Source organism: Halomonas sp. B23F22_10 (assembly GCF_043496975.1).
GTDB lineage: Bacteria > Pseudomonadota > Gammaproteobacteria > Pseudomonadales > Halomonadaceae > Halomonas > Halomonas smyrnensis.
The window spans coordinates 675,482-696,421 of sequence record NZ_JBIEKF010000001.1; the positions used below are offsets into that span (position 1 = coordinate 675,482).

General features: G+C 68.6%; 18 protein-coding genes. 13 read left to right on the forward strand and 5 right to left on the reverse strand.

Annotation, left to right across the window (positions count from 1 at the left end; all coding sequences use genetic code 11):
* Positions 1-19 precede the first annotated feature (19 nt).
* The gene (locus ACGTNF_RS03055; protein WP_394600372.1) at positions 20-1,291 is read right to left on the reverse strand and encodes an ATP-binding protein; all 1,272 of its coding nucleotides are present in this window, start codon (positions 1,289-1,291) and stop codon (positions 20-22) included.
* 431 nt (positions 1,292-1,722) lie between these two features.
* On the opposite strand from ACGTNF_RS03055, the gene ACGTNF_RS03060 reads away from it, so the two are divergent.
* Complete coding sequence (locus tag ACGTNF_RS03060) at positions 1,723-2,973, forward strand: efflux RND transporter periplasmic adaptor subunit (protein WP_394600374.1); 1,251 nt, start codon at positions 1,723-1,725, stop codon at positions 2,971-2,973.
* Entirely contained in the window at positions 2,970-6,110 is a 3,141-nt protein-coding gene (locus ACGTNF_RS03065) for an efflux RND transporter permease subunit (protein ID WP_394600375.1), read from the forward strand. The genes ACGTNF_RS03060 and ACGTNF_RS03065 overlap by 4 nt, the downstream gene beginning before the upstream one ends.
* A 9-nt stretch (positions 6,111-6,119) precedes the next feature.
* On the opposite strand, the gene ACGTNF_RS03070 is transcribed toward ACGTNF_RS03065, so the two are convergent.
* Together ACGTNF_RS03070 and ACGTNF_RS03075 are read right to left on the reverse strand one after the other, a co-directional pair.
* Positions 6,120-6,431, reverse strand: coding sequence for a helix-turn-helix transcriptional regulator (locus ACGTNF_RS03070; RefSeq protein ID WP_394600376.1), 312 nt, complete (start codon positions 6,429-6,431; stop codon positions 6,120-6,122).
* Positions 6,428-7,774 (reverse strand): type II toxin-antitoxin system HipA family toxin, encoded by a 1,347-nt coding sequence (locus ACGTNF_RS03075; RefSeq protein WP_394600377.1) that lies wholly within the window; start codon positions 7,772-7,774, stop codon positions 6,428-6,430. The genes ACGTNF_RS03070 and ACGTNF_RS03075 overlap by 4 nt, the downstream gene beginning before the upstream one ends.
* Before the next feature lie 144 nt (positions 7,775-7,918).
* Here ACGTNF_RS03075 and ACGTNF_RS03080 point away from each other — a divergent pair, with 144 nt between their 5' ends.
* From ACGTNF_RS03080 to ACGTNF_RS03090, 3 genes are all read left to right on the forward strand, one after another.
* Positions 7,919-8,584 carry an SDR family oxidoreductase gene (locus tag ACGTNF_RS03080; RefSeq protein ID WP_394600378.1) on the forward strand — a complete coding sequence of 222 codons (666 nt, stop codon included), beginning with the start codon at positions 7,919-7,921 and terminating at the stop codon, positions 8,582-8,584.
* Positions 8,578-9,435, forward strand: coding sequence for a 3'(2'),5'-bisphosphate nucleotidase CysQ (gene cysQ, locus ACGTNF_RS03085; protein ID WP_394600379.1), 858 nt, complete (start codon positions 8,578-8,580; stop codon positions 9,433-9,435). The genes ACGTNF_RS03080 and cysQ overlap by 7 nt, the downstream gene beginning before the upstream one ends.
* Positions 9,436-9,592: 157 nt before the next feature.
* Complete coding sequence (locus ACGTNF_RS03090; protein WP_394600380.1) at positions 9,593-9,898, forward strand: hypothetical protein; 306 nt, start codon at positions 9,593-9,595, stop codon at positions 9,896-9,898.
* Between the two features lie 8 nt (positions 9,899-9,906).
* On the opposite strand, the gene ACGTNF_RS03095 is transcribed toward ACGTNF_RS03090, so the two are convergent.
* The gene (locus ACGTNF_RS03095; RefSeq protein WP_016854866.1) at positions 9,907-10,032 is read right to left on the reverse strand and encodes a hypothetical protein; all 126 of its coding nucleotides are present in this window, start codon (positions 10,030-10,032) and stop codon (positions 9,907-9,909) included.
* A 330-nt stretch (positions 10,033-10,362) separates the two neighbouring features.
* Here ACGTNF_RS03095 and prfC point away from each other — a divergent pair, with 330 nt between their 5' ends.
* Both prfC and ACGTNF_RS03105 read left to right on the forward strand, forming a co-directional pair.
* The gene (gene prfC / locus ACGTNF_RS03100) at positions 10,363-11,952 is read left to right on the forward strand and encodes a peptide chain release factor 3 (protein WP_394600381.1); all 1,590 of its coding nucleotides are present in this window, start codon (positions 10,363-10,365) and stop codon (positions 11,950-11,952) included.
* Between the two features lie 214 nt (positions 11,953-12,166).
* Positions 12,167-12,937: a TatD family hydrolase gene (locus ACGTNF_RS03105; protein ID WP_394600382.1), complete on the forward strand. Its 771-nt coding sequence runs from the start codon at positions 12,167-12,169 to the stop codon at positions 12,935-12,937.
* A 9-nt stretch (positions 12,938-12,946) separates the two neighbouring features.
* Here the strand turns inward: ACGTNF_RS03105 and ygfZ are convergent, their stop codons facing one another.
* Positions 12,947-13,984: a CAF17-like 4Fe-4S cluster assembly/insertion protein YgfZ gene (gene ygfZ / locus ACGTNF_RS03110; protein WP_394600383.1), complete on the reverse strand. Its 1,038-nt coding sequence runs from the start codon at positions 13,982-13,984 to the stop codon at positions 12,947-12,949.
* 141 nt (positions 13,985-14,125) lie between these two features.
* Here ygfZ and ACGTNF_RS03115 point away from each other — a divergent pair, with 141 nt between their 5' ends.
* From ACGTNF_RS03115 to cls, 6 genes are all read left to right on the forward strand, one after another.
* Complete coding sequence (locus ACGTNF_RS03115) at positions 14,126-14,323, forward strand: hypothetical protein (protein WP_016854870.1); 198 nt, start codon at positions 14,126-14,128, stop codon at positions 14,321-14,323.
* Positions 14,323-14,733: an OsmC family protein gene (locus ACGTNF_RS03120; RefSeq protein WP_394600384.1), complete on the forward strand. Its 411-nt coding sequence runs from the start codon at positions 14,323-14,325 to the stop codon at positions 14,731-14,733. The genes ACGTNF_RS03115 and ACGTNF_RS03120 overlap by 1 nt, the downstream gene beginning before the upstream one ends.
* Before the next feature lie 45 nt (positions 14,734-14,778).
* Positions 14,779-16,800, forward strand: a complete 2,022-nt coding sequence (uvrB, locus tag ACGTNF_RS03125; RefSeq protein WP_394600385.1) for an excinuclease ABC subunit UvrB — start codon at positions 14,779-14,781, stop codon at positions 16,798-16,800.
* Positions 16,801-16,842: 42 nt separating this feature from the next.
* Positions 16,843-17,652: an endonuclease VIII gene (gene nei / locus ACGTNF_RS03130; protein ID WP_394600386.1), complete on the forward strand. Its 810-nt coding sequence runs from the start codon at positions 16,843-16,845 to the stop codon at positions 17,650-17,652.
* A gap of 219 nt (positions 17,653-17,871) precedes the next feature.
* Positions 17,872-19,377, forward strand: a complete 1,506-nt coding sequence (locus ACGTNF_RS03135; protein ID WP_394600387.1) for a fumarate hydratase — start codon at positions 17,872-17,874, stop codon at positions 19,375-19,377.
* A gap of 108 nt (positions 19,378-19,485) precedes the next feature.
* Entirely contained in the window at positions 19,486-20,904 is a 1,419-nt protein-coding gene (cls, locus tag ACGTNF_RS03140; protein WP_394600388.1) for a cardiolipin synthase, read from the forward strand.
* Positions 20,905-20,940 lie beyond the last annotated feature (36 nt).

A 20,940-nucleotide genomic window follows, 5' to 3' on the forward strand; every position in this document is an offset into this window, starting at 1 on the left:
TCGCTGGAATCGGGGCCGCTCAGACGGCGGGGGCACTGCGAGGCAGGGTCACCTCGGTCAGGGTGCCGCCCTCGGGATGATTGTACAGCCGCACGCCGCCGCCGAAACGGTTGATGGTGGCATGGGTCAGAAACAGGCCAATGCCGAGGCCCTTGCTCTTGGTGGACACGAAGGTCTCGCCGAGCTGGTCGGCGATGTCCAGCGACACGCCGGGGCCGTGGTCGCGAATGTCGATCACCACCTCGTCGGCCTTCCAGTCGAGCTGGATGAGGATGTTGTCCGGGTTGGCATCGGCGGCGTTGTTGAGCAGGTTGGTCATCGCCTGGGCGAGGGTGGTGTCGACGGTCAGGCGCGGCGAGCCGCGGCGGCCGGTCACCTCGAGGCGGTAGCCGACGTCCGGGCGCAGCACCAGCCAACGCTGCACGACCTCCTCGAGCCACTCGGTGGCCTCGCGCACCTCGGGGCTGGCCATACGGCGCCGGTCGGCGTTGTCCACCAGGTGGCGCAGCCGCGACTTGCAGGTGGCGACCTGCTCGCGCAGCAGGTCGATGTCCTTCTCCAGCAGCTCGTTGCCCCGGGCGTCCTCGCGCATCTCGTTGAGCAGCACCGCCATGGTCGACAGCGGGGTGCCGAGTTCGTGGGCGGTGCCGGCGGCCTGGGTGGCCACGGCCAGCACCTGCTCGTTGCGCAGTACCGCCTCGCGGGTGCGCGACAGGGCCTGCTCGCGGCCGCGCAGTGCGCGCGCCATCTTGAAGATGAAGAAGGTCACCAGCCCCGCGGACAGCGCGAAGTTCAGCCACACGCCGAGGATATGCAGGCTGATGCCGTCCTGCAGGTGCGGCATGCCGAGTTGAGGCACCGGATGATAGAAGACCATCAGGAAGCTGGTGCCGGCCAGGCCCGCGGCGGCCACGCCCCAGGCATGGCGCCACGGCAGCGTGGCGGCGGCGATGGTCACCGGCACCAGGTAGTAGTTGATGAAGGGATTGGTGGCCCCGCCGGTGAAGTAGAACAGCAGCGTCAGGCCCGCCATGTCGGCCAGCAGGTGCGCCAGGTATTCGCGGTGGCTGACGTCCCGTGGACGGCCCAGCCGCCACCAGGTGCCGATGTTGATCAGCGCCATCACCACGATCACCGCGCCCACGGCGGGCAGGTCGAGCTCGAAGCCGAGCCCCGTCACGCCGATCACGATGCCGAACAGGAAACCGGTCCAGGTGATGCCTCGGACGATGGTCAGGCGCACCATGTTGCGGTTGGGGGTGGACAGCGGCAGGGGCAGGGCGGCTGGCATGGGGGCTCCGCGGCAGAATCGTGCTCGCGATGATACCCGATCGCTCCGCACCGCGTCCCGCGGCGGGGTGCGGTCAGGCGTCGCTCCCCGATCGGCCGTGGTCGCCGCCCCGTGACCAGTGCATGGCGCGCCCGGTCAGCAGGTCCACGCTCATCACCCCGGAGGTCACCGCCGGCCGGCGGGGCTTCGGCGATGATGATGGCGTGATGGTGTCGTGTCCGCCCCGTGGCGGCTGCTCCGGGGCTGAACGCCCAGACCCAGGATGTCGCGTCCCTGTCGCATCGATGGTCTCCCTTGGTAGTCGGGGCACGACCCTGGGGGCGCGGGATGACGGAACCATGACGGCGCGCAAGTCGACGACGAATCTCGGGTTTCTCCGTGCGGTTCAGACGGTATATTGGAGTCTTCGAATCCTGTCCGATGGATGGCCGATGCGACGATTGCTGATCCCCGTGCTGTTCCTGGCGCTCGGCGCCGGCGCCTTTCTCGGCCTGCGGGCGACGCGCCCGGAGCCCGCCGAGGTGGCGCCCCAGGAGCGCAGCTGGCGCGTCGAGACGCTGTCCGTGGCGCTGTCGAGCCATGCGCCGCTGCTGCCGCTCTACGGCGAGATCGTCGCCCCGGAGGCGGTGACCTTCACCGCGCCGCTGCCCGCGCGCATCGCCGAACGGCCGGTGCGCGACGGCCAGCGCGTGGCCGAAGGCGAGCCGCTGGTGGTCCTGGACGAGGCGGACGTGGCGCCGGTGGTGGCGCGAGCCGAGGCCCGGGTCGCCGACCTGGCGGCGCAGATCGAGGCCGAACGCGTGCGCCAGCAGAGCGATCGCACCGCGCTGGCCCGGGAGCGCGAGCTGCTCGACAACGCCGGCCGCCGGCTCGCGCGTGTACGCTCGCTGTCCGATCGCAATCTGGCCTCGGCCTCGTCGCTGGACGATGCCCGCGACGCCCTGGCCCAGGCGCGGGTGACCGTCGACGCCCGGGAAGGCGCCCTGGCCGGCCACCCCGCCCGGCTGGCCCAGCTCGAGGCCGGGCTGGCCGAGGCCAGGGCCGGGCTCGCCGAGGCGCGTCGCGACGCCGAACGAGCCAGGGTCCTGGCGCCCTTCGAGGGCATCGTCAGCGGCGTGACGGTGGCGCCCGGGGAGCGGGTCGGCGAGGGCGCCGAACTGCTGTCGATCTACCCGCGTGATGGCCTGGAACTTCGCGCCCAGGTGCCCAGCGCCCATCTCGGCGAGCTGCAGGCGGCGCTGGACGACGGCGAGCATCCCGTCGCCCAGGGCGAGGGCGCGCGGTTTCGCCTCGATGGCTTCGTCGGCGAGAGCGCGCCGGGCGGCACCGAGGCGATCCTGCGCCTGGTGGGCGAGCCCCGGGGACTGCGGCCGGGCAGCCTGGTCGACGTGACGCTGCGTCGCCCGGCGGTGGCGGATAGCCTGGCGGTCCCGGCCAGCGCGCTCTACGGCGACGAGGTGCTCTACCTGCGCGACGAGAACGATCGCATGCGTCGGCTGCGCGTCGAGCGTCATGGCCCGGTGAACGACGCCACGGCGCCCGGCGACGGCTGGGTGCTGGTCAGCGGCGCGGGGCTGGCCGACGGCCAGCAGGTGATCGTCACCCATCTGCCCAACGCCGCGGAGGGCCTCAGGGTCGAGGTCGCCGGGGAAAAAGACGACAGGACCGGGGAGCGCCCATGAGCCGGCGTCGCGGCCCGTTGAGCTTCTTCGTCCACCACCGCGTCGCCGCGCATCTGGTGATGCTGGTCATGCTGCTGGGGGGCGCGCTCGGGCTTGCGCGCATGAACGTCCAGTTCTTCCCCGACTTCGCCCTCGACGTGGTCAGCGTGAGCACGGTGTGGAGCGGGGCCGCCGCCGAGGACGTGGAGCAGGGCATCACCCTGCCGCTGGAGCAGCGACTGCGCAGCATCGAGGGGCTGAAGCGCATGACCTCGACCTCGGCCCAGGGCGTGTCCAGCATCAGCCTGGAATTCCGCGAGGGCACCGATCCGGTGCTGGCGCTGGACGACGTGCGCCAGCGGGTCGACGAGTTCACCCACCTGCCGGTCGATGCCGAGGAGCCGCGCATCAGCCGGGTGGCGCACTTCGAGCCGGTGGCGCGGCTGCTGATTCACGGCGCGCTGTCCGACGACGAGCTGCGTCATCTGGCCAATCGGCTCGAGGACTCGCTGCTGCAGGCGGGCCTCGACCGGGTGGAGATCGAGGGCCTGCCCGAGCAGCAGATCAGCATCGAGGTGCCGGCCCGGCGCCTGGAGGGGCTGCAGCTGTCCCTCGACGAGATCGCCGAACGCGTCGAGGCCATGTCCCGGGACCTGCCGGCGGGGCTGATCGGCCAGCGCGACAGCACCCGCGAGCTGCGTGCCGTGGAGCAGCGCCGCTCGCCGGCCGGCTTCGGCGAGCTGCCGATTCTCGGCAGCGACCGCGTGCAGCTGCGCCTGGGCGACATCGCCATCATCCGCCAGGAGCCCCGGCAGGGCGAGGTGACGCTGAGCCGTGACGGCCAGGGCGCGGTGGAGCTGCTGCTGCAGCGCAGCGAGGACGGCAACTCCCTGGCGGCGGCCGAGACGCTGCGGGCCTGGCTCGACGAGACGCGCCCGCTGCTGCCGCCCACGGTGACGCTCGAGGTCCACGACGAGACCTGGCAGCTGATCGCCGAGCGCATCGGACTGTTGATCAGCAATGGCCTGGGCGGCCTGCTGCTGGTGCTGGGGCTTTTGTATTTCTTCCTGCCGGGGAGGGTGGCCTTCTGGGTGGCGGTCGGCATTCCCACCGCCTTCCTCGGTGCCATGGCGACGTTCTGGATCATCGGCGGCTCGATCAACATGATCTCGCTGTTCGCGCTGATCATGGCACTGGGGGTGATCGTCGATGACGCCATCGTGGTCGGCGAGGATGCCGATGCCCACTTCCGCCAGGGCGAGGCCTCGCAGCGCGCCTCGGAGGGCGCGGCGCGGCGCATGCTGTGGCCGGTGATGGCCTCCTCGCTGACCACGGTGGCGGCCTTCATGCCGCTGCTGATGGTGGGCGGCGTGATCGGCAGCATCCTCGGCGACATTCCGGTGGTGATGATCTGCGTGCTGGTCGCCTCACTGCTCGAGTGTTTCGTGGTGCTGCCCGCCCATCTGCGCAACGCCTTCGTGCCCGCCGCGTCGAAAGGCGCCAGGGCACCGAGGTCTTTGCCGCTGGCGCGCCCCCGCGCCCGCTTCGATGCCGCCTTCGACGCCTTCCGCGAGGGCCCCTTCCGGCGCTTCTCGTCGCTGACGCTGCGCTACCGGGCCGCGACCCTGGCGGCGGCGGTGGCCGTGGTGCTGGCCACGGTGGGGCTGCTGGTCGGCGGGCGGCTGGCCTTCAACTTCTTCCCCACGCCCGAGCCCAACGTGCTCTATGCCAACGCGAGCTTCGTCGCCGGCACCGATCGCGCTCGGGTCGATGCCTTCCTGAGCGACATGGAAGCCGCCCTCGAGGCCACCGACGAGGCGCTGGGCGGTGGCCTGGTGGCCCAGGCGGTGACGCGACACGGCGCGGTGATCGCCGAGGGGCAGGCCGGGCGCAGCGGCGACAACCTGGGCTCGATCATGGTCGAGCTGATTCCCTCCGACGATCGCACGGCGCGTAACGCCGAGATCATCCGCGACTGGCGCGGGCGCCTCGACCCGCCGGCGGGCATCGAGAACCTGACCATCAGCGAGCGCAGCGCCGGCCCGCCGGGCAAGGACGTCAACGTGCGCCTGACCGGCGATGCCGCCGAGCCCCTGAAGGCGGCGGCGACATCGCTGTCGCGCTCGCTCTCCCAGCTGCCCGGGGTGCTGGCCACCGAGGACGACATGCCCTGGGGCCGGGAGCAGCTGATCTACCGCGTCAGCCCGCGCGGCGAGGCGCTGGGGCTGACCACCCGCGAGCTGGGGCGCCAGCTGCGCGCGGCCTACGACGGCAGGCTGGTGCAGGTCTACCAGGACGGGCCGGACGAGGTCGAGGTGCGGGTGCTGCTGCCCCGCGAGCAGCGCGAACGGCTCAGCTCGCTGTCGCGGCTGTCGATTCGCACCCCGGACGGCGACTTCGTGCTCCTCGATCAGGTGGCCCGCTTCGACTATCGCCAGGGCTTCGAGACGCTGCGCCACGCCGACGGGCGGCTGGCGGTGGAGGTCACCGCCGAGGTGGACGCCGCGGTCAACACGCCCGACCGTATCCTGGCCGATCTCGCCGCCACGGTACTGCCGACGCTGATGCGCGAACACGGCGTGCGCTACAGCTTCGAGGGCCGCGCCGCCGATCAGCGCGAGACCTTCGCCGACATGCGCGTCGGGCTCCTGGTCGGGCTGGCGCTGATGTACGTGGTGCTGGCCTGGGTGTTCGCCTCATGGAGCCTGCCGCTGATCGTCATGGCGACGATCCCGCTGGCGCTGGTGGGCGCGCTGCTGGGCCACTGGCTGATGGGGCTCGACCTGACCATGCTGTCGCTGTTCGGCCTGTTCGGGCTCTCCGGCATCGTGGTCAACAACGCCATCATCCTGGTGACCTTCTACCGCCAGCAGCGCCACCGCGGGCTGGCCATCGATGCCGCACTGAACGAGGCGGTGGTGCAGCGGGTCCGCGCGGTGCTGCTGACCTCGCTGACCACCATCGGCGGGCTGATGCCGCTGCTGTTTGAGACCTCGCTGCAGGCCCAGTTCCTGATCCCGATGGCGGTGTCTATCGCCTTCGGGCTGGGACTCTCGACGCTGCTGGTGCTGGCGGTGATCCCGGCGCTGCTCAGCTATCTCGAGCACCTGCGCGAGCGCTTCGGGCGCGAGGCGGTGCCGGGTGCCAGGGGAACGTGAACGGTTCGGTCATGACTCGTCGTCGAGCAGTTCGGCCAGCAGTTCGGGCTGTCGCGGCATCAGGCCGACCCTGAGCCCCAGCGGACGGAAGGCCCGGTCGAGGCTGGCCATGGAGGCGTTGCCGGCATCCCGCTCGATGTCTGACAGGGTGCGGCGGCTGACGCCGACCAGCTCGGCATAGGCCGTCTGGGTCAGGCCCAGGACCTCGCGACGCAGCGTTCGCAGCACGCGGCCTTCGGTGGTCTCGCCGCGCATCAGCAGCCGCAGCTGTTCGAGCAGCGCCGCCTGGCGCGCTTCGGGAGTTCGGGCCTGTGGCTTCATGTCAGCCCCCAGCGCGTCAGGCGATCGTCGAGATGGTTCAGCCCCACCGCCGACATGTCCAGGATGCGCGACGGCACGCCGCGATCCGCCAGTCGATCGCGAAGGCCCGTCAGGCGCTCGCCAAGGGCTCGCAGCTCACCCATCAGGCGCTCCGGCTCGACCAGATCCGCCAGGTGCTCGGCGACCGCCGGCCAGTCGACGTCTCCGCCTCGTTCGAATTCCGGGCCCCACTGTGTCGTCCGGGTCACGCCCTCGGGATCGGCCTTCATGGGAGCGAAGTCATAGACCGGCGCGTGCCATATGCCTTCGGGGCGCTTGAGCAGGGCGGCATTGCGACCGTGGTTGTCAGAATTGCCGAAGGCCAGATTGAGCAGGTCCCGCGTGACCCATTCGACGACGAAGGCGGCCGTATCGAAGGGCTCGTTACCCTCGCGCACCCGATGCTGGCCCTTCAGCAGCGTCACCAGTCGGCGAATGACCTTGGGATGTCGCAGATGGGTGCCCGGTGCGGCGCCGAGCAGCGCGTACACCGATTCCAGGCCGTGGCGGTGGAGCTGGCCCTGGCGCCATTCGACGTCGAAGCGCGGCAGCCAGAGAGAGGGATAGCGCGTGCCCTCGTGGAGCTCCAGGCCCTCGAGCGGCACGGTATCCACGCCGAGGGCATGCAGCTCGCGGTAATAGTGATATTCGGCGCGCAGGATGTCGCAGTCGTCGTCGCTGCGGCTCCCGCGGGGAAACTTGACCAGGTAATGGGCGTCGGGCGTGGTGGTGTCGTCCTGCCAGGTATCGATCCACACCTGACGCTCCGGGGTGCGACGTATCAGCAGCTTGGGTGCCTCGCCACCGGCACCCGTGGCGCCGCCGCTGGCGGCGCCCATCTGCTGGGCGTATTCGAGGAAGTCGGTGTGGCGCTCCAGCACGTCTTCCAGCGGAAAGCGCAGGGACGCCAGTGCATCCCCGGGCGGGCGCTCGGGCAGTGCCTCGCGGATGCGCAGATTGCCCACCGGTGCGATGGTGCCGCGACGGAGCAGTTCGCTGTCCTGCTGGCCGGCGTCGAGATCCTGCAGGCCCAGATGGTCGATCCAGTAGCGGCGGCTGGCACCGGCCGGCATGATGTCCTCGAGAAAGCCGAACCAGCGATTGCCGCGGTGGGTCATCATCAATTCGACGGGCAGGGTCAGACTGCACGCATGTTCGTCGTCGTGGAACATCCATGCCAGGGCATAGTCCTGGAAGTATCCCAGCCTGGCGGGGCCACGCGTTCCCTGTTCTGGCGCAGGAATCTCGAGCAGCGCGGCGTCCTGCCAGCGTGCCTGGTGGTGGATCTGTATCGTCAGCTGCATGAGAGGCATCTGTTTTGAGCAATATGCTACTCAGGATAGAGCAGGGAGGCTTTTTTTGAGAACTGTGCTTCTCAAAAAAAACGGCTTCGACAATTTCTGAGCAATTTTCTGCACATTAGTGTTTTGAATATCCAAGGAGGCGACATGACATCCACCGTACTGATCACCGGCGCCAATCGCGGCGTCGGGCTGGCGCTGGCGCGTCATTATCACGAGGCGGGTTGGGCCGTGATCGGCGTCTGCCGGGAGGCGTCCTTCGAGCTGGCCGAGGTGGCGGCTCGCGTCATCGAGGGCATCGACGTGACGCGAGAGGAAGACGTCGCGCGCCTGGCGGCCGAGCTCGAGGGCCAGTCGCTGGCGCTGCTGGTCAACAATGCCGGGATGCTGCACGACGAGGTGCTGGGCGAGATCGACTTCGATGTGATCCGTGCCCAGATGGAGATCAACGCCTATGCGCCGCTGCGGGTGGTCGAGGCGCTGCTGCCGTGCCTGGGCGAGGGGGCGAAGATCGCCAACATCACCAGCCGCATGGGCTCGATCGCCGACAATGATTCCGGCGGACGCTACGGGTATCGCGCCTCCAAGGCGGCACTGAACGCCTTCGGCAAGTCGCTGGCGGTGGACCTGGCGCCGCGCGGCATCGCCGTGGCCCAGCTGCATCCGGGCTATGTGCAGACGCGGATGGTCAACTTCGGCGGGCTGATCGACCCCGAGGAGGCCGCCACGGGGCTGGCCCAGCGCATCGAGGCACTGACGCTGGAGACGAGCGGCGGCTTCTGGCACTGCAACGGCGAGCGCCTGCCATGGTGAGGTCCGGTGCCGGTGAGGGGATAGGTTTCGTCACGCCCGAGGCGCGCGAGCGTCTGCTGGCGGGCGTCGAGGCGGCGGGCGAGGCGGTGATGGCGATCTATCGGCGGCCCTTCGACGTGGCGATCAAGGCCGACGACAGCCCGGTCACCGAGGCCGATCTCTGCGCCCATCATGCGCTGGTCGAGCTGCTCGGCGAGGTGACGCCGACGTTGCCGGTGCTCTCCGAGGAGTCGGAGGCCGTATCCTACGACACGCGCCGCACCTGGCGACGCTACTGGCTGGTCGATCCGCTGGACGGCACCAAGGAATTCATCCGGCGCAGCGGCGACTTCACGCTCAACGTGGCGCTGATCGAGGACGGCGTGCCGACCTTCGGCATCGTGCATGCGCCGACGCTCGGCGTGAGCTGGTTCGGCCAGCTGGGGGAAGGCGCCTGGCGGCGCGAGGCCGGCGAGACCCGGACGATCGGCGTGCGCACGCTGCCGGATCCGGACCGCGAGCCCTGGCACGTCATGGGCAGCCGCTCCCATGGCTTGTCGGCCTTGGCGGGCTTTCTGGAACGCCTGCCGCGGCACGAACTCGTCTCGCGAGGCAGTTCGCTGAAGCTGTGCCTGGTGGCCGAGGGCGTCGCCGATCTCTATCCGCGCTTCGGGCCGACCAGCGAGTGGGACACGGCGGCGGCGCAGGCGGTGGTGACCGCCGCCGGGGGCGAGGTGCTGGATGCCCGGACCCTGACGCCGCTGCGCTGCAATCGACAGGCCTCGCTGCTCAATCCGGCCTTCATCGCCTGCGGCGAGCGCGATCCCCGCTGGCAGCGGGCGCTGGCCGAGAGCCTGGACGAGGAGGTCTGAGGGAGGAAGGCGAGGGAGGGCGGACTGAGCGCCGAGTCGGAGATCGACCGCTGTTCGACAACGCCGAGGACGCAAAACTTTCATCCGCACATGAGCCTCCGGCCTCCCTCCTTTGGACTATTGTTTAGGTCCCAGCGGTCAGCGCGGAGGCGGTCACATGTGTCATGTCGAGGTCGAGCGGCGTCCCCTTCATCGACTGCACCAGCGTGGCGGCGCGGCGCCCGAGGTGGTCTTCGTCGTCCCGCGCCGTGAGCCGCTGCGCGGCGTCGGCTGGGCCCCCCGGCAGGGGCTCTTTTTGATGCTGCAGTCCGGCGCGCGCTGTTATCCGCTCTACGATGTCAGTCGCGGCAGCGACATCCTGGCCATGCGCCTGCTGGCGGTGGAAGTGGCCGAGCCCGATGATCCGCAGGTGAAGGCGTTCATCATCGAGGCGCTGGGCGATGCGCTCGGAGCAGTGGTGTAGGGGGCCGGCTAGCGGTCGTCCTCCTGGGCCGGCGCCGGCTGTCGATAGACGGTGCGCTGCTGGCACTGGCCGCAGACCAGCAGGTAGGTGCGATCCTCGACCGCGGTAACGCCGAATTCGTGCCAGGTGTCCATCGTCGATGGGCGAATCTCACTGGCTCCGCAGGGACACATCATGAGCCATCCCCCGCGAGGTTCAGGCATCAGCGTGATATCGTCCATTTGATTGTTCTCTATTAGGTGATGTCAGCGCTGATAGTAGTCTGCCGGCGCGCCAGCGCCTTGTCGGCGATCTCAGACATCCTTGTAAGCCATCGCCCCGCCGCCGAGTGCCTGCCCGACGTCATGCTGTCGAGACAGCGGGCGGGCCTGGCGGTACAATCTCCGCATTTCTCACACCCATCATCGCCCGCGGTCTTCGGACGCCCGAGTCCGCGGGTGAGCACAGATCAGCAACGAGCCTCAATGTCGACCGACCCTATCGCCCAAGAAGCCGCGCTGCGCCGCACCTTCGCGATCATCTCGCACCCGGACGCCGGTAAGACCACCATCACCGAGAAGATGCTGTTGTTCGGAAACGCCATCCAGATGGCGGGCTCGGTGAAGAGCAAGCGCGACGATCGCCATGCCACCTCCGACTGGATGAAGATGGAGCAGGAGCGCGGCATCTCGGTGACCACCTCCGTGATGCAGTTCCCCTACGGCGGGCGTATCGTCAACCTGCTCGATACCCCGGGCCACGAGGACTTCTCCGAGGACACCTACCGCACCCTGACCGCGGTGGACTCGGCGCTGATGGTGATCGACGGCGCCAAGGGCGTCGAGGACCGTACCATCAAGCTGATGGAGGTCTGCCGGCTGCGCACCACGCCGATCCTGACCTTCATCAACAAGATGGACCGCGACATCCGCGATCCCATCGAGGTGATGGACGAGGTCGAGAAGGTGCTCAACATCCAGTGCGCGCCCATGACCTGGCCGATCGGCATGGGCCGTCACTTCAGGGGCGTCTATCACCTCTACAACGACGTGATCCATCTCTACACCCAGGGCCAGGGCAACCGGATCCCCGAGGACAAGCGCATCGAGGGCCTCGACAGCCCCGAGGTCGACGAGATCCTGGGCGAGGACGCCGCCGAGGAACTGCGCATGGAGGTGGAGCTGGTGCGTGGCGCCTCCCACGAGTTCGATCTCGAGGCCTATCGTCGCGGCGAGCTGACCCCGGTGTACTTCGGTACCGCCATGGGCAACTTCGGCGTGCGCGAGATGCTGGACGGCTTCGTCGAATATGCGCCGGCGCCCCAGTCGCGGGAGACCAACCTGCGCACGGTGGAGTCCGAGGACGGCAAGTTCACCGGCTTCGTGTTCAAGATCCAGGCCAACATGGACCCGAACCACCGCGATCGGATCGCCTTCCTGCGGGTCTGCTCGGGCAAGTACGAGAAGAACATGAAGATGCGCCACACGCGCATCGGCAAGGACGTCAAGATCGCCGACGCCCTGACCTTCATGGCCTCGGATCGTTCCCATGTCGAGGAGGCCTGGCCGGGTGATATCATCGGCCTGCACAACCACGGCACCATCCAGATCGGTGACACCTTCACCCAGGGCGAGGACATGCGATTCACCGGCATCCCGCACTTCGCCCCGGAGCTCTTCAAGCGCGTGCGCCTCAAGGATCCGCTGAAGATGAAGGCGCTGCAGAAGGGCCTGCAGCAGCTGTCCGAGGAGGGCGCCACCCAGGTGTTCATGCCGATGGACAACAACGACCTGATCCTCGGCGCCGTGGGCACCCTGCAGTTCGACGTGGTCGCCCATCGCCTCAAGGAAGAGTACAAGGTCGACTGCATCTACGAGGGCATCAACGTCCAGACCGCCCGCTGGGTCTACTGCGACGACGCCAAGATGCTCGAGGAGTTCAAGCGCAAGGCCAGCCAGAACCTCGCCATCGACGGCGGTGGCTACCTGACCTATATCGCACCGACCCGGGTCAACCTGCAGATGACCCAGGAGCGCTGGCCGGACGTTCGCTTCAGCCCGACCCGCGAGCACTGAACCGGGCTGCGCCCGGAGCTACAAGCGCCAAGCGCCGAGCGACAAGAAACCCCCGAAGGTTGAGCCTTCGGGGGGTTCTTTTGCTTCGGGCGGTGTCATGCTGCTGACTTGCAGCTTGCAGCTTGCAGCTTGCAGCTTGCAGCTTGCAGCTTGCAGCTTGCAGCTTGCAGCTTGCAGCTTGCAGCTTGCAGCTTGTAGCTTGTAGCTTGAGCCCATGCTCATCGACGCCCACTGCCATCTGGACTTTCCCGACTTCGACGCCGACCGCGAGGCGGTGCTGGCGCGTGCCCATGCGGCGGGCGTCGAGCACTTCGTGGTGCCGGGCACCCGGCGTCGCGACTGGCCACGGGTGCTGGCGCTGGGAGCACGGCATGACATCAGCGTCTGCCTGGGGCTGCATCCTTACTTCATGCAGGATCACCGCGAGGGCGATATCGATGCCCTGGCGGCGGCGCTGGACGCGCATCCCGAGGCGGTGGCGCTGGGCGAGTGCGGCATCGATGCGCGCTTCGCCGACACCCTGGACGCCCAGTGGGCGCTGTTCGACGCCCAGGTCCGCCTCGCCAGGGAGCGCCACCTGCCGCTGGTGATCCACTGCGTGCGGGCCAACGACCGGCTGGCCAAGCGGCTGCGTCAGCTGGCGCCCGAGGCCGGCGGGCTGATCCATGCCTTCGCCGGCTCGCCGCAGCAGGCGAAGGCGTTTCTCGATCTCGGCTTCGCGGTGGGGCTCGGCGGGGCGCTGACCCACGAGCGGGCGAGACGCCTGCAGCGCAGCGTGGTGGCACTGCCGGACGATGGCTACGTGCTGGAGACCGACAGCCCGGACATGCCACCGGCCGGTCATCAGGGGGAGCGCAACGAGCCGGCCAGGGTGAGTGAGGTGTGTCGCCGGGTGGCCGCGCTGCGGGTGCAGTCCGCCGAGCGCGTGGCGGCGGACAGCACCGCCACCGCCCGGCGGCTGTTCGGCCTGCCGGTGTGTGCGTGAGGCGTTCGCTCAGGCCCTGGCGGCCAGGCTCTCCGGATCCAGACGTTCGAGCGGGTAGGGCAGCTGCAGGCGCTTGAACTGCTGGCCGTCGACGCTGAGCGGTTCGGGGGCTTCCTTGGTGCTCATCACCGCGAGCACCTCTGGCTGGCCGTAGGCGTCGAGCTCGGCGCACAGTACCTCCCCCAGGCTCTTGCCGTTGGCATCCTCCACCGCGCTGCCCTCGGAGGGCAGTCGCTCGCCCTCGAGCTGACCGCGCACCAGGCGCTTCTTCACCTGACCGCGGAAGTGCGCGCGGGCCACGACTTCCTGGCCGGTATAGCAGCCCTTCTTGAAGCTGATGCCGCCGAGGGCCTCCCAGTTGAGCATCTGCGGCAGATGGGCGTCGGCCTGGTCGGCGTTCAGCCAGGCCAGCCCGGCCTGGATGTCGTGCAGGCGCCAGATGGCGTTGTCGACCGGGGTGGCCTGATCGGCCAGCGACTGCCAGACGGCCTCGGCGCGCTCGGCGGGCAGGCAGGCCAGCAGGCGGGGGCGCGGCCCGGGATGGGCGAGCAGCTGAAGATCGTCGCCGTTGGCCTGATGCCAGGCCGTGGGCGGTCGCATGTCCAGGCGCGCCTCGGCCACCGCCGGCGCCTCGCGGCCGATCAGCCCGATCAGCGCCAGGTCGTCGCGGACCGCAAGCTCGGCCTTGTAGAAGGGCGCGAACTTCTTGAGATGGTCGTGCAGGCGGGCCACCAGGCTGCGATGCATCAGCAGCCGGTAGTGTCCTTCGGCCACGCGCCACAGCTGGGCGTTGGCCAGCATCCGCCCCTTGGGCGTGCAGAAGCTGGTAAGCGGCGCGAAGGTGCCGTCGGCCAGCGACACCTGGGCGCTGGTCTGGCCCTGCAGGAAGCGTTCGGCGTCGGCGCCGCTGACATCGAGGATGCCTAGGTGGACCAGCGGCGTCATCACGGTGGCGTCCATGGCCAGATGGGCCTGGTCCGGCGTGTCGAAGACGAGGCGCGTGTCGTCTTCCCGGCGGCCGCCGAGGCGGTCGAGCCAATCAATCATGTGGGGTCTTCCTCGTCTCTTTCCTTAGGCCTTTGATCCCCCGAGATGAGGGCGTCGGGGCGGCATTGCAACCGCTGCCGGGCCCCGAGGCGGCATGCTAGACTCGTGCCATTCCCATCCAGCCGACCGGAGAGCCAGCCCATGGCCCAGCAGAGCCTTACCTTCAAGGGCGTCGAGAACGCCGATCAGGTCAATCGCATCACCACCGCCCTGATGATGCTCGACGGCGTCGAGAGTGTCGAGGTCGGCCGTCACGGGGCGGAGGTCGACGGCCGGGCGCGCCGCGAGGCGCTGATTCAGGCCGTGAAGAAGCTGGGGCTCGGCATCGAGGTGTCGTGATGAAGCCGCCGATCCGTGTCACCAGCCAGCGCGATCGCGTGCTCCGTCAGCGGGTCGAGCTCGAGGGCGCGGAGGACCTGTTCGTCGACGTCCCCGAGGCCTTCGGCGGCGAGGGCAGCGCGCCCGATCCTCACGACTACTTCGACCTCTCGCTGGGCGCCTGCAAGGCGATCACCGCCCAGATGTACGCGCGGCGCAAGGAATGGCCGCTGGAGGGCGTCGAGGTGACGGTCAATCGCGATGAACGCGAGGAGCGCCACGGCGTCTATCGTCTGGAGGTCGTCATGGCCTTCCGTGGCGATCTCGACGACGCCCAGCGGGCGCGGCTCGAGGAAATCAGCGACAAGTGCCCGATCCACCGCCTGATGACCGCCGCCACGGTGGAGATCACCACCCGGCAGTGCGACTGAGCCCCCAGATTCATGTGACCCGTCGTCACCAGACCAGGAGACCCGATGAGCAAGGCATTCCGACTCGAGTCCAAGTACCGGCCCGCCGGCGACCAGCCCACGGCCATCCAGGGCCTGGTCAACGGGCTCGATGCGGGGCTTGCCCACCAGACGCTGCTCGGCGTGACCGGTTCGGGCAAGACCTACACCATGGCCAACGTGGTCGAGCGCCTGCAGCGTCCGACCATCGTCATGGCGCCCAACAAGACGCTGGCGGCGCAGCTCTACGGCGAGTTCAAGTCGTTCTTCCCCGACAACGCCGTGGAATACTTCGTCTCCTACTACGACTACTACCAGCCCGAGGCCTACGTGCCGTCCTCGGACACCTTCATCGAGAAGGACGCCTCGATCAACGACCACATCGAGCAGATGCGACTGTCGGCGACCAAGGCGCTGCTCGAGCGTCGCGACGCCCTGATCGTGGTCTCGGTGTCGGCCATCTACGGCCTCGGCGATCCCGATCAGTACCTGAAGATGCGCCTGCACTTCAATCGCGGCGAGCTGATCGACCAGCGGGCCTTCCTGCGCCGCCTGGCGGAGCTGCAGTACACCCGCAACGACCTGGACTTCAAGCGCGGCACCTACCGGGTGCGCGGCGACGTGATCGACATCTTCCCGGCCGACGCCGAGGACGAGGCGGTGCGGGTGGAGCTGTTCGACGACGAGATCGACGGCATCAGCCTGTTCGACCCGCTGACCGGCGAGGTGCGCGGCAAGGTCCCGCGCATGACGATCTACCCGAAGTCGCACTACGTCACGCCCCGCGAGACCATCATGGGCGCTATCGACCGCATCAAGGAGGAGCTCGCGGAGCGGCTGGCCTTCATGCGCCAGCACGACAAGCTGGTGGAGGCCCAGCGCCTCGAGCAGCGCACCCTCTATGACATCGAGATGATGCTCGAGCTCGGCTACTGCAACGGCATCGAGAACTACTCGCGCTATCTCTCGGGCCGCGAGCCGGGCCAGGCGCCGCCGACCTTCTTCGACTACCTGCCCAGCGACGCGCTGCTGTTCATCGACGAGTCCCACGTCAGCGTTCCCCAGGTGGGCGGCATGTACAAGGGCGACCGCTCGCGCAAGGAGACCCTGGTCGAGTATGGCTTCCGGCTGCCCTCGGCGCTGGACAACCGCCCGATGAAGTTCGAGGAGTGGGAGCGGATCAGCCCGCAGACGGTCTTCGTCTCGGCCACGCCCGGCCCCTACGAGGCCGAGCACGCCGGTCAGGTGGTCGAGCAGGTGGTGCGGCCCACCGGGCTGCTCGACCCCGAGCTCGAGGTACGCCCGGCCTCCACCCAGGTCGATGACCTGCTGTCCGAGATCCGCGAGCGCACCGCGGTGGAGGAGCGCGTGCTGGTCACCACCCTGACCAAGCGCATGGCCGAGGACCTCACCGAGTACCTCGACGAGCACGACGTGCGGGTGCGCTACCTGCACTCCGACATCGACACCGTGGAGCGGGTCGAGATCATCCGCGACCTGCGCCTCGGCAAGTTCGACGTGCTGGTCGGCATCAACCTGCTGCGCGAGGGCCTCGACATTCCCGAGGTGTCGCTGGTGGCGATCCTCGACGCCGACAAGGAAGGCTTCCTGCGCAACGAGCGCTCGCTGATCCAGACCATCGGTCGGGCGGCACGCAACGCCCACGGCAAGGCGGTGCTCTACGCCGACCGCATCACCGATTCCATGCGCCGCGCCATGGACGAGACCGAGCGTCGTCGGGGCAAGCAGATCGCCCACAACGAGGAGCACGGCATCGTGCCGGAGACGGTGCATCGCTCGGTGGCCGACATCCTCGAGGCCGCCGAGGCCCCGGGGCGCAAGGGCAAGGGCCGCAAGAGCGAGCGCAAGGTGGCCGAGGGCTCGACGGTCTACGATCCGAACGACCTGGGGCCGGCCGAGCTGGCGAAGGAGATCACCCGGCTGGAGGACGCCATGTCCGAGGCGGCCCAGAACCTCGAGTTCGAGGAGGCCGCGCGGCTGCGCGACCGGCTGCTGGAGCTCAAGGAGCGCCAGCTGGCCGTGGGCTAGTCACCGGCGGTTGAGCAGGGACGGTATCAGCAAGGATAAAGCATGCCGGAAGGCCCCGAGATTCGTCGTGCGGCGGATGCGCTGCACGACCACCTCGCCGGGCGTCGTCTCGACGACGCCTGGTTCGCGTTTCCCGAGCTGGCGGGCCAGTCAGGATCGCTGATCGGCCGCGAGGTGAGGGCGGTCGACAGCTGGGGCAAGGCGCTGTTGACCCGCTTCGACGACGGTCGGGTGCTCTATTCCCACAACCAGCTCTATGGTGTGTGGAAGCTCCACGACGCCGAGCGCGAGCCCGACACCCGGCGCTCGCTGCGCGTGCGCCTGACCGCCGGGGATCGCATGGCGAGCCTCTACAGCGCCTCCGATGTGTCGCTGTGGGAAGCCGGGCGCCTGCACGAGCATCCCTTCCTGTCGCGGCTCGGTCCCGATCTGCTGACCCATGAGGTCACGGTCGACACCCTCGTCGAGCGGCTGATGGACCCGCGCTGGCGCGGGCGCCGCCTGGGCGGCCTGCTGCTGGACCAGTCGCTGGTCGCGGGGCTCGGCAACTACCTGCGCTCGGAGATCCTGTTCTTCGCCGCGCTCTCCCATCGGGCCCGGCCGGTCAACCTGAGCGACGACGAGCGTCGCGAGCTTGCCGGGCAGATGCTGGCCCTGACGCGGCGCTCCTACGAGACCGGCGGGGTGACCAACCGCGACGACTGGGCCGCCGCCGACCGGCGCGAGGGGCGCAGGCGCTTCGCCGCCTTCGAGCGTGAGGGCCTGCCTTGCCATCGCTGCGGGCGGCCGATCGAGAAGCTCAGCGTGGCCTCGCGGCGGCTCTATCGCTGCCCGTCCTGCCAGCCGGACTGAGCCCTACAAGGCTCTCGTTGGAAAAGTATACCGTTATCTTGCATCTTGCTTACCTCGCTAACCTCGGTGGCGCTGCCGCTGGAAGGCAAGTGCGATATAATGTCGCCCCGTTCGAGCCCGCCACCGGTTTCAGGCCGCAGGCATCTGTCGGATCAGCGTTGAGTCCGGCATCTGTCTTGAGAAGCGGGCGTGTCGACCCACCAATGGAGCGTCTTGCCCATGACCGTGATCCGCCAGGATGACCTCATCCAGAGCGTCGCCGATGCCCTGCAGTACATCTCCTACTACCATCCCAAGGACTTCATCGACGCCATGGCGGCGGCCTACGAGCGCGAGGAGAACCCCGCGGCCAAGGACGCCATCGCCCAGATCCTGATCAACTCGCGGATGTGCGCCACCGGCCATCGGCCGATCTGTCAGGACACCGGCATCGTCACCGTCTTCGTCCACGTCGGCATGAACGTGCGCTTCGAGACCGACATGAGTCTCGACGACATGGTCAACGAGGGTGTGCGCCGCGCCTACAAGCTGCCCGACAACATCCTGCGCGCCTCGGTGCTGGCCGACCCGGACGGCAAGCGTCAGAACACCAAGGACAACACCCCGGCGATCATCCACCACAAGCTGGTGCCCGGTGATAAAGTCGAGGTGCACGTGGCGGCCAAGGGCGGCGGCAGCGAGGCCAAGTCCAAGTTCGCCATGCTCAACCCCTCCGACAGTGTGGTGGACTGGGTGCTCGAGCAGCTGCCCAAGATGGGCGCCGGCTGGTGCCCGCCCGGCATGCTCGGCATCGGCATCGGCGGTACCGCCGAGAAGGCCATGGAGCTGGCCAAGGAGTCGCTGCTCGACCCGATCGACATCCAGGACCTGCAGGCCCGGGGGGCATCCGATCGCGCCGAGGAGCTGCGCCTCGAACTCTACGACAAGGTCAACCAGACCGGCATCGGCGCCCAGGGCCTGGGTGGCCTGACCACGGTGCTCGACATCAAGGTCAAGGACTACCCGACCCACGCGGCCAACAAGCCGGTGGCGATCATCCCCAACTGCGCGGCCACCCGTCACGCCCACTTCACGCTGGATGGCACGGGCCCGGCGGCGCTGCCGGCGCCGAAGCTCGAGGACTGGCCGGAGATCACCCGCGAGGCGGGCGACAACGTCAAGCGCGTCAACCTCGACGCGATCACTCCGGAAGAGGTGCAGAGCTGGCAGCCCGGCGACACCCTGCTGCTCAACGGCAAGCTGCTGACCGGCCGCGATGCCGCCCACAAGCGCATGGTCGACATGCTGGCCAGGGGCGAGACCCTGCCGGTGGACCTCAAGGGCCGCTTCATCTACTACGTCGGGCCCGTCGATCCGGTCGGCGACGAGGTGGTCGGTCCGGCCGGCCCCACCACCGCGACCCGCATGGACAAGTTCACTCGCACCATGCTCGAACAGACCGGCCTGCAGGGCATGGTCGGCAAGGCCGAGCGGGGCGAGGCGGCTATCGAGGCGATCCGCGACAACCAGGCCGTCTACCTGATGGCGGTGGGCGGTTCTGCCTACCTGGTGGCCCAGGCCATCAAGCAGGCCCGCGTGGTCGGCTTCGAGGACCTGGGCATGGAAGCCATCTACGAGTTCGAGGTGGAAGACATGCCGGTGACCGTGGCCGTGGACAGCGCGGGCACCTCGGTCCACCAGACCGGTCCGGCCAAGTGGAAGGAGATCATCGCCGAGCGCGTCTGATCCCCGACGCCAGCGTGAGAATCGACGGCCCCGCCATCTGGCGGGGCCGTCGTCGTTTTGCGTATGCTGGGGACCCTCGCGCACATCCCACGGAAAGGGAGTCTGCTCATGACGTCATGGCTGTTCGGCCTGCTGATCCTCGCCCTTCATCTGCTCGGCATGCTGTCGGCGGTGAAGGCGCTGATGTCGGCGCGCACCTCCCAGGGGGCGATCGCCTGGATCCTGTCGCTGGTCACGGTGCCCTATCTGGCGGTGCCGGCCTACTGGGTGTTCGGGCGCCCGCGCTTCTACGGCTACGTCTCCGCGAGGGGCGAGCGCGATACCGTGCTGCGCCGCGTGCTGGAAGGCTATCGCGAGCGGGTCGCGCCCTATCTGGCCGGCGCCCGTGAGGCCGACGTGCGGGCCGTGGAGAAGCTGGCGATGATGCCGATGACCCGGGGCAACGACGCCGAGCTGCTGATCGATGGTACGGCCACCTTCGACAGCCTGTTCGACGGGATCGATGCCGCCGAGGACTATATCCTGATCCAGTTCTTCATCGTCCGCGACGATGACCTGGGTCATCGGCTCAGCGAGCATCTGCGGGCGGCGGCGGAGCGGGGCGTCTGGGTGCGTTTCCTGTACGACGAAATCGGCAGCCACGCGCTGCCGGAGCGCTACCTCAAGGCGCTGAGGGAAGCCGGTATCGAGGTCAGCGCCTTCCATTCGTCACGTGGGCTGCGTCATCGCTTCCAGCTCAACTTCCGTAACCATCGCAAGATCGTGGTGGTCGACGGCTATCAGGGCTGGATCGGGGGGCACAACGTCGGCGTCGAGTACCTGGGCCAGCATGCCCGCCACGGCCATTGGCGCGATACCCATCTCAAGCTGGTCGGGCCTAGCGTGCTCGGCCTGCAGGAGGCCTTCTGGGAAGACTGGCACTGGGCCACCGGCGAGGTGATCCGCCTGGACTGGGTGCCGCGCGAGAGCGGTCAGGCGTGTCGTAACGTGGTCATCGTGCCCTCGGGGCCGGCGGACCCCCAGGAGACCGCCAGCCTGCTGGTGCAGCACGCCATCCATCGGGCCCACGAGCGACTGTGGATCACCAGTCCCTACTTCGTGCCCGATCACAGCGTACAGGACGCCCTGCGCCTGGCGGCCATGCGTGGGGTGGACGTGCGCATCATGATGCCCGAGCGGCCCGATCACCTGCTGGTATTCCTGTCGGCCTTCTCCTTCCTGCCGGACATGCTGCGCGCCGGGGTCAGGGTCTACCGCTACCAGCCGGGTTTCCTGCACCAGAAGGTGATCCTGATCGACCAGGCCGCGGCCTGCGTCGGCACGGTCAATCTCGACAATCGCTCGTTCCGGCTCAACTTCGAGGTCACCGCCTTCGTGCCGGATCAGGGCTTCGCCACGGAAGTGGAAACCATGCTGGAGCGGGATTTCGCCAACTGCCGCGAGGTCTCGCTGGAGGAGATCCGCTCGCGCCCGCTATGGAAGAAGTTGGTCTCCCGGGGCGCCTACCTGTTCGCGCCGGTGCAGTGAACGCGGAAAGCGGCGAATCGCCTTGGGTCGTCAGGC

Excerpts from the sequence above, each read along its gene's own strand:
- cysQ (WP_394600379.1), top strand. The coding sequence starts at position 8,578 with ATGGTGAGGTCCGGTGCCGGTGAGGGGATAGGTTTCGTCACGCCCGAG.
- ACGTNF_RS03120 (WP_394600384.1), top strand. The coding sequence starts at position 14,323 with ATGAAGCCGCCGATCCGTGTCACCAGCCAGCGCGATCGCGTGCTCCGT.
- cls (WP_394600388.1), top strand. The coding sequence starts at position 19,486 with ATGACGTCATGGCTGTTCGGCCTGCTGATCCTCGCCCTTCATCTGCTC.
- ACGTNF_RS03135 (WP_394600387.1), top strand. The coding sequence starts at position 17,872 with ATGACCGTGATCCGCCAGGATGACCTCATCCAGAGCGTCGCCGATGCC.
- ACGTNF_RS03070 (WP_394600376.1), bottom strand. The coding sequence starts at position 6,431 with ATGAAGCCACAGGCCCGAACTCCCGAAGCGCGCCAGGCGGCGCTGCTC.
- ACGTNF_RS03065 (WP_394600375.1), top strand. The coding sequence starts at position 2,970 with ATGAGCCGGCGTCGCGGCCCGTTGAGCTTCTTCGTCCACCACCGCGTC.
- ACGTNF_RS03115 (WP_016854870.1), top strand. The coding sequence starts at position 14,126 with ATGGCCCAGCAGAGCCTTACCTTCAAGGGCGTCGAGAACGCCGATCAG.
- ACGTNF_RS03095 (WP_016854866.1), bottom strand. The coding sequence starts at position 10,032 with ATGGACACCTGGCACGAATTCGGCGTTACCGCGGTCGAGGATCGCACC.
- ACGTNF_RS03080 (WP_394600378.1), top strand. The coding sequence starts at position 7,919 with ATGACATCCACCGTACTGATCACCGGCGCCAATCGCGGCGTCGGGCTG.
- ACGTNF_RS03075 (WP_394600377.1), bottom strand. The coding sequence starts at position 7,774 with ATGCAGCTGACGATACAGATCCACCACCAGGCACGCTGGCAGGACGCC.
- ACGTNF_RS03060 (WP_394600374.1), top strand. The coding sequence starts at position 1,723 with ATGCGACGATTGCTGATCCCCGTGCTGTTCCTGGCGCTCGGCGCCGGC.
- nei (WP_394600386.1), top strand. The coding sequence starts at position 16,843 with ATGCCGGAAGGCCCCGAGATTCGTCGTGCGGCGGATGCGCTGCACGAC.
- ACGTNF_RS03105 (WP_394600382.1), top strand. The coding sequence starts at position 12,167 with ATGCTCATCGACGCCCACTGCCATCTGGACTTTCCCGACTTCGACGCC.
- prfC (WP_394600381.1), top strand. The coding sequence starts at position 10,363 with ATGTCGACCGACCCTATCGCCCAAGAAGCCGCGCTGCGCCGCACCTTC.
- ACGTNF_RS03055 (WP_394600372.1), bottom strand. The coding sequence starts at position 1,291 with ATGCCAGCCGCCCTGCCCCTGCCGCTGTCCACCCCCAACCGCAACATG.
- uvrB (WP_394600385.1), top strand. The coding sequence starts at position 14,779 with ATGAGCAAGGCATTCCGACTCGAGTCCAAGTACCGGCCCGCCGGCGAC.
- ACGTNF_RS03090 (WP_394600380.1), top strand. The coding sequence starts at position 9,593 with ATGTGTCATGTCGAGGTCGAGCGGCGTCCCCTTCATCGACTGCACCAG.
- ygfZ (WP_394600383.1), bottom strand. The coding sequence starts at position 13,984 with ATGATTGATTGGCTCGACCGCCTCGGCGGCCGCCGGGAAGACGACACG.